The following is a 15,156-nucleotide window of genomic DNA, read 5'->3' on the forward strand; positions in this document are numbered from 1 at the left end:
CATGTAATTATAAGAAATAAAGGTGATATATGCATTACTTTGGAACAATGGACACAATAATAATTGTTAGTATTGTTGTCCTTTATATATTAGCTACCTCATGGATGACTTATTTTTTAAGAAGTAAAAATAATAGTGATTTCATGGAAGGTTCTCGAGCTGTACCGGCGATAGTTGTTGGGATATTACTAATGACTGAGTATATTGGTGCAAAATCAACAATTGGCACAGCACAATCAGCGTTTGATAATGGGATTGCTGCATCATGGTCTGTAATTGGTGCTGCTATTGGTTTCCCACTTTTTGGATTATTGTTAGTAAAAAAAATCTATAATACTGGTGAAATTACTATTTCAGCTGCAATTGCTCAAAAATATGGTAATTCTACTAAGAATTTGATATCGATTATCATGATTTATGCATTAATACTTGTTAATGTTGGTAACTATATTAGTGGAGCGGCTGCAATTTCAACTGTGTTACAAATTTCATTGCCTGTGGCAGCATTTATTACTGCAGTAGTCAGTACCTTTTATTTTGCCTTTGGCGGTTTGAAAGGTGTTGCATATGTAACAATCGTTCATAGTGGTGTGAAATATTTTGGGGTGTTATTTATCTTAGGAACGGCTTTATACCTTACCGGTGGTTTTGCTCCAATGATCGAACAAATGCCGCCTCATTATTGGACATGGGATGGCTCTATTGGTGCAGGTACTATTTTTGCATGGCTAATCGGAACAATTGGTTCAATATTTTGTACGCAGTTTGTTATTCAAGCAATTTCATCAACAAAAGATGCTAAATCGGCTAAACGTGCTTGTTGGTATGCCTTCTTTTTCTGCTTACCTATTGCGATTGCGATTGCGGTTATTGGGGTATGTGCGAAATTTCTTCATCCAGATATTAAAAGCTTGTATGCGTTACCAGTATTCATTCAAGATATGAATCCTTTTATGGCTGGGATTATTACTACCTCATTAGTTGCTTCTATTTTTATCAGTGTGAGTACTGTTGCTCTAGCGATTGCATCATTAATCGTTAAAGATTTTTATGTTCCATACTTTAAACCAACGCAAGAAAAAGAATTTAAAGCGACAAAAGTCATCTCAGTTATTGTTGGATTTGCTCCGCTCTTGTTAGTTTTAGCCTTTCCTGAGGTCTTAAAGCTTTCTTTCTTTACTCGAGCAATTAGGTTGTCTATAACTATAGTTGCAATGATAGCGTTCTATTTACCATTCTTAAACAGTACTCGAGCTGCTAATATGGCATTAATTGGTGCCGCTGTTATCACCTCTACTTGGTTCTATTGTGGTGATCCATTAGGAATTAACAATATGTATGTTGCGTTACTTTCTCCAGCCATCATTATGTTGTTAGACAAATTATTCATCAGTCCTTTTGTAAAAGAAAAAACAAAAGCGGATTCTTTATAAGGAGATAAATTAATGACTCAAGTTAAATTGGACTGTTCGGGTAAATTGACTACAAATAATTCTGATCCATTGCGTGTTGATGCTTATTTACCAACAGAATGTGTGCAAAACCATGCTGCAAATTTATTACCATTACCAAATGGAGATCTACTTTGTACATGGTTTGGGGGAACACAAGAAGGTATTGCGGATATTTCAGCTTATTATTCGCGTTTAAAGAAAGGCTCTAATACTTGGACAAAAGCCACAAAATTGTCAGATGACGCAACTAGATCTGAACAAAATCCATTGTTTTTTTTAGATCCTGAAAATGTATTGTGGCTTTTGTATACAGCTCAAGTTTCAGGTAATCAAGATACGGCTATCGTTCGTTATCGTAAATCAAAAGATTTTGGCGAAACGTGGGGGCCAATAAATACTCTTCTTGAAGATCCTGATAAAGGAATTTTTATAAGACAACCTATAACAGTGATGCCAAATGGAGATTGGTTATTACCTGTATTTTATTGTATAGCTAAACCTGGTGAAAAATGGGTTGGTAGCTATGATACTAGCGGTGTAATGATATCAAAAGATAAAGGAGAAACATGGTTTAATGTTGATATACCTGATAGTTTAGGTTGTGTTCATATGAATATTATGATGTTACAGGATAATAGTTTATATGCTCTTTTCCGTAGTCGTTGGGCTGATAATATTTATGAAAGTCGGTCTAATGATGGTGGGTATACCTGGTCAAAACCTATTCCTACCATATTACCTAATAATAATTCGTCTATTCAAGCAACCGTATTAAATAATGGACATATCGCTTTAGTGTTTAATAACTCAAGTGCTAAGGATGCAAAAGAAAGGCGTGTCTCATTATATGATGAGATTGAAGATACCAGCAGCACCAATAAAAAAGAAGCCGCTATCATAGATGGCCAAAAAAATGCTTTCTGGGGAGCGCCAAGAGCACCGATGTCTTTAGCTATTTCAACAGATAATGGTAAAACGTGGTCTTATATTCGAAATTTGGATGAAGGTGATGGTTACTGCATGTCAAATAATTCTAAAGATAAATTGAATAGAGAATTTTCTTATCCAAGTATCAAGCAAGGTTTCGATGGCAAGCTTCATATTGCTTATACTTATTTCCGAATGGCAATTAAATATGTTGTTGTCGATGAAAATTGGGTAAAAGCAGAGAAATAATTTTATCTAGCCCATCAATTTTGATGGGCAATATTGGGTTAAATATTATTTTAAACAATGTTATGGAGAGTAATGATGATTGCAGGGAATATGAATTTTTTAAATCTAGCTACGTTACCAAAGTCGTTATATGATGTTCTATCTCAACCAGAAACAAGTCTGAATTATTTGAAAAGTTTAGCAGATGGTCGTTATCAGCTTGAAGGTGAAAAATGGTTTTATAATATAAATGATTCAATTACTTCACCAATTCAAGAAAGACACACTGAATTTCACAAAAAATATTTAGATATACAATTAATTTTAAGTGGTGAAGAAATTATTCGTTATAGTTTAAATGATTGTAGTTCTGAGTCATTTTTTGAAAAAAAACCAGACCTTTTTATTTTAGAGAATCCTTTATTAACAAACTCCATTCTCCTAAAAGAAGGTGATTTTGTCACTTTCTATCCAGGCGAACCGCATCAAGCACTTTGTATGGTTGATGTGCCTAAAAAAGTTCGTAAAGCAGTATTCAAGGTACCTGTTGAAATTATTTAATTTTTTAATTCGAGGTTACAATCCAATTTAAGTTTACAGTAAATTTATTCTTTTGATTTCCTGTAAGCTTAAAGATCAAGTATTAGATTCCACGTACTTTGCCATTTTATTATTATCAATTTGTTATAAATTTAATCCAATTAGTGATTAACATATAACTAATAGTTATATCTATGTAAATATTTGTTATTTATCGTAAAGACTATTTATTGTTAGACTTTTTATGTAAATACCTATCTTATTAAGGATGTTGTCATGAAATTTCTAACTAAATCATTAACAGCTGTAGCTTTGATTAGCACACTATTAGGCGTGAACTCTGCTTATGCAGATCGTTTAGACGATATTGAAAAACGGGGCGAGATCAAAATTGCTGTATTTGATAGCAATCCTCCGTTTGGATTTATTGATGAAAAAACCAATAAAATAACAGGGCTAGATGTTGATTATGCTAATGAAATAGCTAAAGCATTAAATGTAAAAGTGGAATTTGTTCCAACTAATCCAGCTAATCGTATTCCATTACTTACCTCGCAAAAAGCGGATTTGATCGTTGCCAACTTTACGGTTACTGATGAGCGAGCTAAAACAGTTGATTTTAGTTTGCCTTATTTTGCCACAGGTCAGAAGTTTGTGGCTAAAAAAGGATTGTTAAAAACAGCTGATGATCTTAAGAAACTTCGTATAGGAGCTGATAAAGGTACCGTAATGGAAATTACTCTTCGTGAAAAGTTCCCAACCGCTAAAGTGATTTCTTATGATGATACGCCTTTTGCTTTTGCAGCATTACGTAATGGAGTGGTACAAGCTATTACTCAAGATGATGCTAAGTTAATTGGTTTACTCGCAAATGTCCCAGAAGAACAACGTGCTGTTTTTGAAATTTCACCATTTAGTATTACTGAAGAATATCAAGCTGTTGGTGTTCCAAAAGGTGAAACTCGTTTAAAAGAAAAAGTTAATCAAATATTGTTAAAACTTGAAAATGATGGTGAAGCATTAACTATTTATAACCGCTGGTTTGGTCCAGATACAAATTCTGCGATGCCTCGAGGCGATTTCAAAATAGGTAAAGGTCAATAAATTATATGTATGAGCAATTACTAGAACCACGTTATTTGTGGTGGTTGTGGGATGGTTTTTTAGTCACTATGGCTATCTCTTTTTTAACTATTATATTTTCTACTACATTAGGATTTTTGTTAGTTATTGCTCAGCAAAGTCATATTAAAATTATCAAAGGCGTTGTTATTGGATATAACGCCATTTTTCGTTATTCGCCATTATTACCACAACTTTTTTTCTGGTATTTTGGTATCGGTAATTTGTTACCGATTGAGTTTAAATTATGGTTATTTGATGAACCAGAAATTCAACTGTTTTTGTTCACTCTAAAAATGCCATCTTTTGAATTTATTATTGGTTTAATTGGTTTAACATGTTATTCCAGTGCTTTTATTGCTGAAGAATTCCGGGCTGGAATTATGGGTGTGAGTAGTGGACAAGAACAAGCCTCATTAGCATTAGGTCTCACTCGTTGGCAGAGTATGCGATTTATTATTTTACCGCAAAGCTTTCGTATCGCTTTTCCTCCTTTGATCGGTCAATATATGAATATTATCAAAAACTCATCGCTAACCATGGCAATAGGTGTATTAGAACTATCTTATGTTTCCCGTCAAGTAGAAACCGAATCGTTAAAAACATTTCAGGATTTTGCAGTAGCAACTTTTTTATATATTTTCGCTATTGTTATTGTGGGTACCCTAGGCAATATTTATCAATCAAAATATTTACAAATTGGAAAGGTCTAATACGTTATGGATTTTAAGGGTTTTGAAATTATTTGGCATAATCTCGATTATCTTATTTTTGGAAATTTCCCTGGTGGCATAGTATTAACATTGTTGATGAGCTTTGTGGCTATTGTTTTTTCCACCATTTTGGGTGTTTTCGCGGGTGTCGGTTTAACGGTTTGTGACGGATTTTTACGTAAACTTTTAGTTATTGTATTAGGTTTTTTAAGAGCGATTCCCGTTATTATGCTCATATTTTGGACTTATTTTTTATTGCCAGTTTTATTAAATATTGATGTGCCAGCTATCACTACTGTGATTTTTGCTTTATCATTAATTGGTGGTGCATACATTGGTCATTCTGTTCATGCAGGAATGGTAGCTATTGGCAAAGAACAATGGCAAGCAGCTTTTTCATTGGGTTTTACAAAAAGCCAAGTCATTATTTTTATTATCTTGCCACAAGCATTAAAAATGATGTTACCTTCCTTTGTTAATCAGTGGGTATCATTAATTAAAGATACCTCTTTAGCTTATATCGTTGGTGTTGCAGAGTTTACCTTTATTGCTACCCAAATTAATAATCGCAGTATGGTTTATCCTACAGAGATTTTTTTGTTTGTTATTGTGGTTTATTTTATTATTTGTGCCACACTTGATTTTACAGTATCAGTATTACCTAAATATCATTTATTTTCTCGCAAAAAATAGCTAGATTGTTTATTTCAATATTATTGAGCAAAACATCTCTAAAAATTCAAAAAGGTTATTAAGGTTCTTTTAAGCTTCGTTTGCTAAATTATAAGTAAATATTGTCAGTATTGGTTTTGATATGTTACTTAATATGAACTCTCATCTTTTTTTATTAATCAATGCGCAAGAACATGCTTCGAAGTTGTTTATTCTTTTTGCTGTGTTTTGTGCTAATTACTTAATATTACTACCTATTGGCTTATTAGCAATATGCTGTATATACAAACCACTATATAGAACATTGGTGATAAAAATTTTAATAAGTTTAGCATTAGTGCTAACTGTTACTTTTATTATAAGGCATCTATTTTATTCGCCACGGCCATTTGTACTTAATGTTGGTACTAATTTTTTAACTCATGATAAAACGAGTTCGTTACCAAGTCAGCATGCTGTTTTTATTTGGACTATCTGTTTTTCTATTTATTTAAATTATAAAAAGCAATTTAAATCGTTTGCTTATTTATCTACTGTAGTTGCTTTGCTTGTTTGTTGGAGTCGTATCTACTTAGGGGTTCATTGGCCACTAGATATTTTAGTTGGTATGTTATTAAGTTTTTTATCAGTTTATCTAATTAAAAAATTTTGGTTTCTATATTACAAAATTTATAAATGAATAAAAATTTAAGTTGTTTAAGGTTAGGCATATACTAGTTAACTATGCTAGCTAGGGTATTTTTCAAATCTAATTAAGGTTGAACTATAATGAAAATACTTATAGTCGAAGACGATAGTTTATTACAAAAAGGGTTATACGATGGTATAACATCTGATGGTTATGTTTGTGAAGTGGCATCTAATGGTAAGCAAGCGGAAGAACATATAGAGTTTTCGCAATTCAGTTTAATTATTCTTGATTTGGGATTGCCAGATTGTGATGGTTTAGAATTACTCACTCGTTGGCGTAAAAAACAAATTGATATTCCTGTCCTTATTTTAACTGCCCGCGATACTATTGAAGATAGAGTAGAAGGTTTAGATCTTGGTGCTGATGATTATTTAATTAAGCCTTTTGCTTTAACTGAATTACTAGCAAGAGTGAGGGCATTGATTCGTCGAAATCAAGGAACAGCTGATAATATTATTAATTATGGCCCGATTAGCATTGATATTAAAAGACAAACAGCGACATTAAATGAGCAAGAAGTTATATTAACACCTAAAGAGTTTATTTTATTGTCTAGATTAATGTTAAAAGCTGGAGAAAAAGTACATCGTAATTTATTGCAAAATGATTTATATGATTGGCAAAGTGATCCTAGTTCAAATGTGCTTGAAGTTTATATTCATGCGCTACGAAATAAATTAGGTAAACATTTAATCAAAACTGTACGTGGATATGGTTATCAACTCAATATTGATAATTAGCTATTATTCTAAATTTAGTGAATGATAAACTTATGATTGAAAAATCCTTGACCAAGATACGTCATAGTATTCGCTGGAATCTTTTTTTTACTTTAGGCGCTATTATGTTAATTTGCCAAATTATTACGGTATTTTGGTTATGGCATGAAAGTAAAGAGCAAATTGATGTTCTAGTTAATTTAACATTAAGTAAAAATAAAATTGACGAAGTAGTTGAGCACGAGGAGTTAGAGGCTATTTTTGCTCTGTTCTGTTCTGCCTTTTCTATGATGGCTGTAACTTTATTTTTAGCTTATAAAGCTATTAAATGGATTACTAAACCTTTAGAGATTCTTGAAAAAGATCTGAATCAAAGAACAGCCGATAATCTTAAGCCGATAAAACCAATTAGTAATATGCGCGAAATCAAATCGATTACACAGGTATTAAATAATTTATTTGAAAGACTCAATAATACTCTTTCACAAGAACGTCTTTTTACTGCTGATGTTGCACATGAAATGCGAACACCATTGGCAGGTATTCGTCTGCATTTAGAATTACTTGAAGCGAAAAATAAAATCGATTGTCGTGAACTAATTGAACGTATAGATCGTTTAGTCAATACGGTAGAGCAACTTTTGATGCTCGCTAGGGCTAGTCAAAAATTTACGTTAGGTCAGTATCAAAAAATTAATTTTTATGATGATATTCAAATACCACTTTTTGATGAATTAACCGAACTAACAGAACAAAAACAACAAACGATTGAATGGCAAATTACTAATAAGATTACTTTTAGTGGCGATGCTACTCTGATTCGTTTACTGATTCGCAATCTGGTTGAAAACAGTTATCGATATAGTCCAAATAAAAGTAAAATTACGATATGTTTTTATCAAGACATTCAAGATATTATTATTGCGGTTAAAGATGAGGGCTGTGGTATTGATGAATCAAAGACTGAAAATTTAACGCAAGCCTTTTTCCGAATGGATCGTAAACATAATGGAATAGGGCTTGGCCTAAGTATTGTTAATCGCATCACTAAATTGCATCATGGGCAATTTACATTAAGAAATCGGCAGGACCTTCAAACAGGTACCATTGCCGAAGTTAGACTTAATGATTCACTTCATCAATTAACTTAGTTATTAAACTGTTATGTTGATTTTCTTTAATAAGTGATGATAAAAAACGTTGCCAAGTGCGTTCTATTTTTGCTTTGGCAAAAAATCCGACATAATTAGCAATCGGAATAAAGGTCGAATTACCTATATTATCAATAATGATTAAGCGATTTTTTTCAGATGACAAATGCTGAAATAAAATATTTTTACTTTTGATTGTCATGGTAATAATTCGATCTTTTAATAACGCTGTTTTTAGTGCTTTAAGTGATACAACTAACGCACTATAATATTGTTGAGTTAATTGTTCGTCATAGAGATATTTTTCTAACGGTGTAGCAATTTTCCCATCATAGTCCCGAATTAATTCAAAAACATGTCCTTGTCCAAAATTTGTTGTTACTGGGCCATAATAATTTGCCAAAACATCCCACGATATTTTGCGTTTTATAAGATGTTTATAATAAGCAATTTCACGGTTTGTTTCTTCTTCGGCGCCATCATTATAATTTACTTTGATACATTTATTCGGATCATCTGGATGATGATAGCATTTTCTATGTAGTCCTTTGCTTATATAATCTTTTTCGGTAAGTTGAATTAAATTTTTCATCAATTGATATCGTGTAATTAAAGGTTAACTGAAAGTGTAGCAGTTAGTGTTTTTTATCGCTATGGTTTTTTTATTATAAGTTCTAGCGCTTTTATAATATTTCTGTATAATATTGCCACCCACGTTACAACAGTGTTCTTCCCAACGCTGTTTTCGATTGTAAAATTAGTATAGCAACTCGAAGGGGTTAGTTAGTTAATAGTAGCAATCAAAAAGTGTAAATAAATCAAATGATTTATTAACGTGAGATTAATTAAAATTTGGATAAATACGAATGAGTACTTTTTCAGCTAAACCAGAAACAGTTAAACGCGACTGGTATGTTGTTGATGCAGCAGGTAAAACGTTAGGTCGTTTAGCTACTGAAATCGCAAGCCGTTTGCGTGGTAAACACAAAGCAGAATATACACCACATGTTGATACAGGTGACTATATTATCGTTATCAATGCAGAAAAAGTTGCTGTAACAGGCAAAAAACGCACTGATAAAATCTATTATCGTCATACTGGTTACATCGGTGGACTTAAAGAAGCGACTTTTAAAGAAATGATTGAACGTCATCCTGAACAAGTCATCGAAATTGCTGTAAAAGGCATGTTACCGAAAGGTCCTCTTGGTCGTGCAATGTACCGTAAACTAAAAGTTTATGCAGGTAGTGAGCACAATCATGCGGCACAACAACCGCAAGTATTAGATATTTAAGGGGATAGAAGATGGCTGATAATCAATATTACGGTACAGGTCGCCGCAAAAGTTCCGCTGCTCGAGTGTTTATCAAACCAGGTAGTGGAAATATCGTTATTAATAAACGTTCATTAGAGCAATATTTTGGTCGTGATACAGCTCGTATGGTTGTTATGCAACCACTTGAGTTAGTTGAAATGACTGACAAACTTGATCTTTACATCACTGTTAAAGGTGGTGGTATTTCAGGTCAAGCTGGTGCGATTCGTCACGGTATTACTCGTGCATTAATGGAATATGATGAAACTTTACGCTCTTCATTACGTCAAGCGGGCTTTGTTACTCGTGATGCACGTCAAGTTGAACGTAAAAAAGTGGGGCTACGCAAAGCTCGTCGTCGTCCACAATTCAGCAAACGTTAATTGCTACGTTACAAATTTGTTTCAAAACCCAGCACAAGCTGGGTTTTTTTTCAGTTTTATTTATTACGATATAAATTTAGATAATAATCACCTAAATTAAAAATAATTTATTATTATTCAATATAATATATTATAAATCTTTTATTTCCCTCAAAAAATATAATCTGTTTATAAGATGAAAAGAATACAAATCTGAGAAAAAACAAAAAGAAAATTCATTTTTTTTAACAAATTTGTTATCCAATTTGTTAGAATAGTCTTTAATATAAACTTATTTTAACTTTTTGCATATTTGGAGTGACCATGGTTGTTGCTGTTAATAAACGTTCTGTAATGACATTATTTTGTGATACAACAGATATTTATGGCCATCAGATTCGTTTTGTGTTGGCAGAAAAAGGGGTAACAGCTGAAATCGAGTTTGTTACGGCAGATAATCTACCTCAAGAATTATTGGATCTAAATCCATATGGTTCAATTCCGACACTAATTGATCGTGACCTTACCTTATATGAACCACATATTGCATTAGAATATTTAGATGAACGTTTTCCTCATCCACCGCTAATGCCTGTTTACCCAATTGTAAGAGCGAATTCTCGATTAACCATGTATCGCATTAAGAAAGAATGGTATAGCGCTTACGAAACAATTTTAGCTAATCCGGACAGCGAAGCTGCCAAACAAGCGCGTAAAAATTTACTTGATGATTTAGTATCGATCTCCATAATGTTTAAAGAAAAAGATTACTTTATGAGTGATGATTTTACATTATGTGATTGTTATTTTGCTCCTTTGCTTTGGCGTTTACCTATGATTGGTATTGAGTTGCCAAAAGTTGCCGAGAAAAATTATCTTGCTTATATGGCTCGCATTTTTGAACGACCAGCTTTTATAAGCTCTTTAACTGAAGATGAAAAGAAAATTAGAGCGTAATAGTTTGTTTTTTTATCTAACGACAGATTAGCAATTAAATAAGGTACCGTTATGGAACTTGATAACATGACTCCTCGTCGTCCTTATATCTTTAGGGCTTTTTATGACTGGATCTTAGATAACGAATTAACTCCGTATATTGTGGTTGATACTTCTGTATATGGCGTATTAGTACCGCAAGAGTTTATAAAAGATAATCAAATAGTACTTAATATTGCCCCGCAATCGGTCGGGCAGTATTTAGCTAATAATGAACAAATCGAATTTAATGCTAGGTTTTCTGGTGTACCTCAACATATTGTTGTACCAATGGCAGCTGTTGAAGCTATTTATGCACGTGAAAATGGTGTTGGTATGGGATTTGAGGATGAGCCTCATTATAAAGCTCTTAGAGAAGGGGCAAGCAAACCAGCAGAAAATGTTAAACCAAAACCAGTTAATCCTTTCCGAGTTGTAAAATAATATTTTTTATTATTTGAATAATCAAAAATTTCACTATCTTATTTACAATTTTGTGTTTTAGTCATAAATAGGATAGTCCTCTTTTGTCTGTAATATCTATAATAGTAATAGCCAATATAAATCAAAGTAGGAGCAAAAATAATTGTTATTTTAAAATTTATAACTGATAATGATTATTATTACCATAACAGAGTGTTCATTCTATGAAAACGTGTAATAACAATCCTACTTCTCGTCTTTGGCAGCTTGCTTTTCGATATAAAGTACTCATTATTTTATCTTGTTTACTTTCAATCTTCAGTGTTGCTACTGCCTTTATTCCTTTTATTTCAGTATATTATATTGTTTATGAAATAATTATTAGTCTAGTAAACAACACTACATTAAATAATGAATTAATTATCGATTATGGTTGGTTAGCTTTTATTGCTGCGGCATCTTCTATATTTTTAAATTTTTTAGCACTTTGTCTTTCGCATATTGCTGCGTTTAAAACTCTTTATCATTTAAAATACAATTTTATTCGATACTTATCATGTTTGCCTCTAGGATTTTATACTAAACATTCAAGTGGCGAATTACGAAAAATTGTTGATGATGATATTGAAAAAATAGAGATTTTTATTGCACATCAGTTGCCTGATATGATTGGTTCATTTGCTACTCCAATTATTATTTTTATTATTTTAGCTATTTTCGATTGGCGTTTAGGTTTGGCAACATTAGTACCAATCATCTTAGCTTATATTGTTTTAAAAAGTGGTTATCGTCGTAAAGAAATTAAAAACAATATGCAAGAGTTTCAAACCCGATTAATTGATATGAGTAATGCTTCAGTTGAATATATTCGTGGTATAACAGTGGTTAAAGCTTTTAATCAAACTTTCTTTTCTTTTAAACGCTTTTATGAATCTATCAAAGCTTATCAACAATATTGTCTTAAGTTTATAGATTGTTTTAAATATCATATGGCACTGTTTTTGCTCATATTAAATAATATCTATCTTTTTATTATTCCCGTAATGATTTTATTATTAGGTACAACAGAAAATTATGCCAATTTTATTTTGTCATCTATTTTCTATTTAATTTTCTCACTGGCTTTGCCGGCACCTTTTTTCAAACTTTTATATGTATCACAAAGTTTTCAAAGAGCAGTTAAAAGTGTTGAAAATATGGATAATGTTCTCAATATAAAATCATTGGCTGAACCGGAATCAGGCCTAGAAGTTGATAATTATGATATTTGTTTTAATGATGTTACATTCTCTTATAATGAGAATAAAGATAATGATTCTTTAGAAAGTAATGCCCTCAATCATATCTCTTTTACTGCCAAACAGGGAACAACCACCGCATTAGTTGGGCTTTCTGGTAGTGGCAAAAGTACCATTTCATTACTCATTCCGCGCTTTTTTGATCCTAGGGAAGGATCAATAACCATTGGTGATGTAGACATTAAGCAAATGAGTAGTGAATATTTATTATCATTAGTGAGTTTTGTGTTTCAAGATGTTTTTCTTTTTAAACAAACAATTTTAGATAATATTAAAATCGGTAAACCAGATGCCGATCTAAACGAAGTTATTGCCGCATCTAAAGCCGCTCAGTGTCATGATTTTATTGAGAAATTACCTGATGGCTATCAATCTGTAATAGGCTCTAAGGGGGTGCATCTTTCTGGCGGAGAAATGCAACGATTAGCAATTGCTCGAGCATTACTAAAAAACTCACCTATACTGATTCTTGATGAAGCTACATCTTTTGCTGATCCTGAAAATGAATACAAAATTCAACTTGCCTTAAAAGTATTAATGGAAGGTAAAACCGTTATTATGATTGCCCATCGCCTATCAACAATAAAAGATGCCGATCAAATTGTGGTATTAGATAAAGGAAGTATTGTTGAAAAAGGAACCCACCAGCAACTTATTGATAAACAAAATACCTATTACAAAATGTGGCAATATTACAAGCAAACATTAGATTGGCAAATGGATCAACCAAATTCTGCTAATAATTGTCATTCAGATCACTCTTGTCATAATGATGAGGTAGCACATGTTTAAAAAAATATTAATGTTGTCCGATATAGAAAGTAAAAATCTTAATCAAGCGATTATTGCTTGTACATTGTCCAATTTAACATTAATGTTGCCTTTCATAATTTTATTACAGGTAATTATGTTGTTAATTGAGCCTTTAACTAACCAAATACCAGTGAATGTTTATTATCTTTGGATAATGGCAGGCTTCGGTGTGTTATCTGCGATTTTGTTTTTAATCTGTTATAAAAGAGAATATAAAAAGACTTACGCTAATGCTTTTAGTCAAGCTGCCAATACTCGAATTGCGGTCGCTGAAAAACTTCGCAAATTACCACTAAGCTTTTTTAATCGAAAAGATCTTTCTGAACTTACTGCAAATATTATGGGCGATTGTGCGGTTATTGAAAATATGCTTAGCCATGTCATACCGCAATTAATTGGATATTCAGTTAGCAGTCTAATAACTTGTTGCTTATTAGCATTTTATGATTGGCGAATGGCTGCGGCAATTTTTTGTACTTTGCCAATTGCTATTATTATAGTTGTTGCTGGTAAAAGACTCGAACAAAAATTGGGGGAAAAACATGTTCAAGCTAAATTAGCTGTTTCCGATGAGGTTCAAGAATATCTTGATGGTATAAAAATCATAAAAGGTTTTGGATTAAGTGGTAAAAAATTCAATCGTTTAGATAAAGCACTGAAAAATATGATGTGGGCATCGATTAAGTTTGAAGGAATAGGTGGAATTATTGTTACTTTGTCTACTATGACATTACAAGTGGGTTTAGGTATTGTTGTTTTACTCGGGGTAACCTTAATGGTTTCTGGAAGTTTGGATCCAATTACTTTTATTGCTTTTGTGATTATTAGTTCGCGAATTTATAGTCCATTAATTTCAGTTTTAACATTATTACCTGAACTGTTCTATATGCTGGTTTCAATCGATAGAATGAAGAGTCTGCAAAATGAACCTATTATGGAAGGTAGAGATGATGTGACTTTTACTAACTATAATATCAATATTGATCAGATTAATTTTTCCTATAATCAGACAAGTGTTATTAATAATGTAAGTTGCGCTATACCTGAAGGAAAAATGACAGCACTAGTTGGGCCATCTGGTAGTGGTAAAAGTACCTTATTACAGTTGATTGCTCGTTTCTGGGATGTAAATTCAGGAAAAATCACTATAGATAATCAAGATATTAAGCAAATAGATCCGGAAACATTAATGCATTCAATGGCTTTTGTTTTTCAGAAGGTGGTATTGTTTGATGATACTATTATGAATAATATTCGAATTGGTAGGCATAATGCTACTGATGAAGAGGTAAAACATGTGGCTAAAATCGCTAGATGTGATGAGCTAGTAGCTCGATTACCAGATGGTTGGAATACATTAATTGGTGAAAACGGTAGTAAACTTTCTGGCGGTGAACGGCAACGTATCTCAATTGCGAGAGCATTATTAAAAAATGCACCTATTATTTTGCTTGATGAAGCTACCGCTTCTTTGGATCCTGAAAATGAAGTTTATATTCAAGAAGCCATTGCTAATCTAGTAAAAGATAGAACTGTCATTGTTATTGCTCATCGCTTAAAAACTATCGTTGGTGCTGATAATATTATTGTCTTAGATCAAGGTTCAATTGTAGAACAAGGCAATTATCAGCAATTAATGGATAAAAATGGCTTATTTACTAAGCTTTATAGCCTACAAAAACAGACATTGTCTATTAATTAATGATTGGCTATATTTCTGAAAATAATCAGTATATCATATAACAAAATAAC

16 protein-coding genes are annotated in these 15,156 nt (G+C 32.2%); 15 read left to right on the forward strand and 1 reads right to left on the reverse strand.

Going from position 1 to position 15,156, the window contains the following annotated elements:
* The first annotated feature begins 29 nt into the window (after window positions 1-29).
* The 9 genes from H3T80_RS01065 to pmrB all read left to right on the forward strand — a co-directional run bounded on the left by H3T80_RS01065 (window position 30) and on the right by pmrB (window position 8,217).
* The gene (locus tag H3T80_RS01065) at window positions 30-1,433 is read left to right on the forward strand and encodes a sodium:solute symporter family protein (RefSeq protein WP_198199318.1); all 1,404 of its coding nucleotides are present in this window, start codon (window positions 30-32) and stop codon (window positions 1,431-1,433) included.
* A 12-nt stretch (window positions 1,434-1,445) separates the two neighbouring features.
* Window positions 1,446-2,630, forward strand: a complete 1,185-nt coding sequence (locus H3T80_RS01070) for an exo-alpha-sialidase (protein WP_110448213.1) — start codon at window positions 1,446-1,448, stop codon at window positions 2,628-2,630.
* 75 nt (window positions 2,631-2,705) lie between these two features.
* Window positions 2,706-3,170, forward strand: a complete 465-nt coding sequence (locus tag H3T80_RS01075; protein ID WP_110448212.1) for a YhcH/YjgK/YiaL family protein — start codon at window positions 2,706-2,708, stop codon at window positions 3,168-3,170.
* 255 nt (window positions 3,171-3,425) lie between these two features.
* A complete protein-coding gene (locus H3T80_RS01080; RefSeq protein ID WP_198199322.1) occupies window positions 3,426-4,253 on the forward strand; it encodes an ABC transporter substrate-binding protein in 828 nt (275 codons plus the stop codon).
* A 5-nt stretch (window positions 4,254-4,258) separates the two neighbouring features.
* Window positions 4,259-4,984 (forward strand): amino acid ABC transporter permease, encoded by a 726-nt coding sequence (locus tag H3T80_RS01085; RefSeq protein ID WP_110448210.1) that lies wholly within the window; start codon window positions 4,259-4,261, stop codon window positions 4,982-4,984.
* A gap of 6 nt (window positions 4,985-4,990) precedes the next feature.
* Window positions 4,991-5,677, forward strand: coding sequence for an amino acid ABC transporter permease (locus H3T80_RS01090; protein WP_198199324.1), 687 nt, complete (start codon window positions 4,991-4,993; stop codon window positions 5,675-5,677).
* 133 nt (window positions 5,678-5,810) lie between these two features.
* Window positions 5,811-6,335, forward strand: a complete 525-nt coding sequence (locus H3T80_RS01095; RefSeq protein WP_198199333.1) for a phosphatase PAP2 family protein — start codon at window positions 5,811-5,813, stop codon at window positions 6,333-6,335.
* Window positions 6,336-6,424: 89 nt separating this feature from the next.
* A complete protein-coding gene (pmrA, locus tag H3T80_RS01100) occupies window positions 6,425-7,087 on the forward strand; it encodes a two-component system response regulator PmrA (RefSeq protein ID WP_110448208.1) in 663 nt (220 codons plus the stop codon).
* A 32-nt stretch (window positions 7,088-7,119) separates the two neighbouring features.
* The gene (gene pmrB / locus H3T80_RS01105; RefSeq protein WP_198199335.1) at window positions 7,120-8,217 is read left to right on the forward strand and encodes a two-component system sensor histidine kinase PmrB; all 1,098 of its coding nucleotides are present in this window, start codon (window positions 7,120-7,122) and stop codon (window positions 8,215-8,217) included.
* On the opposite strand, the gene H3T80_RS01110 is transcribed toward pmrB, so the two are convergent.
* The gene (locus tag H3T80_RS01110; protein WP_198199337.1) at window positions 8,189-8,809 is read right to left on the reverse strand and encodes a YrbL family protein; all 621 of its coding nucleotides are present in this window, start codon (window positions 8,807-8,809) and stop codon (window positions 8,189-8,191) included. The two genes, pmrB and H3T80_RS01110, sit on opposite strands and share 29 nt — an antisense overlap.
* Before the next feature lie 274 nt (window positions 8,810-9,083).
* Between H3T80_RS01110 and rplM the strand changes: the two genes are divergently transcribed.
* The 6 genes from rplM to H3T80_RS01140 all read left to right on the forward strand — a co-directional run bounded on the left by rplM (window position 9,084) and on the right by H3T80_RS01140 (window position 15,106).
* Window positions 9,084-9,512 (forward strand): 50S ribosomal protein L13, encoded by a 429-nt coding sequence (gene rplM, locus H3T80_RS01115; protein ID WP_034901369.1) that lies wholly within the window; start codon window positions 9,084-9,086, stop codon window positions 9,510-9,512.
* An 11-nt stretch (window positions 9,513-9,523) separates the two neighbouring features.
* On the forward strand, window positions 9,524-9,916 hold the full coding sequence (rpsI, locus tag H3T80_RS01120) for a 30S ribosomal protein S9 (RefSeq protein ID WP_034901366.1): 393 nt from the start codon (window positions 9,524-9,526) through the stop codon (window positions 9,914-9,916).
* A gap of 303 nt (window positions 9,917-10,219) precedes the next feature.
* A complete protein-coding gene (sspA, locus tag H3T80_RS01125) occupies window positions 10,220-10,852 on the forward strand; it encodes a stringent starvation protein SspA (RefSeq protein ID WP_086359756.1) in 633 nt (210 codons plus the stop codon).
* A gap of 51 nt (window positions 10,853-10,903) precedes the next feature.
* Window positions 10,904-11,314 carry a ClpXP protease specificity-enhancing factor gene (locus H3T80_RS01130; protein ID WP_086364480.1) on the forward strand — a complete coding sequence of 137 codons (411 nt, stop codon included), beginning with the start codon at window positions 10,904-10,906 and terminating at the stop codon, window positions 11,312-11,314.
* Between the two features lie 203 nt (window positions 11,315-11,517).
* Complete coding sequence (locus H3T80_RS01135) at window positions 11,518-13,383, forward strand: ABC transporter ATP-binding protein (protein WP_198199339.1); 1,866 nt, start codon at window positions 11,518-11,520, stop codon at window positions 13,381-13,383.
* Window positions 13,376-15,106, forward strand: a complete 1,731-nt coding sequence (locus tag H3T80_RS01140; RefSeq protein ID WP_198199341.1) for an ABC transporter ATP-binding protein — start codon at window positions 13,376-13,378, stop codon at window positions 15,104-15,106. The genes H3T80_RS01135 and H3T80_RS01140 overlap by 8 nt, the downstream gene beginning before the upstream one ends.
* Window positions 15,107-15,156 lie beyond the last annotated feature (50 nt).

Source organism: Gilliamella sp. W8145 (assembly GCF_016101145.1).
In the GTDB taxonomy this organism is placed as follows: Bacteria; Pseudomonadota; Gammaproteobacteria; order Enterobacterales; family Orbaceae; genus Gilliamella; species Gilliamella apis_A.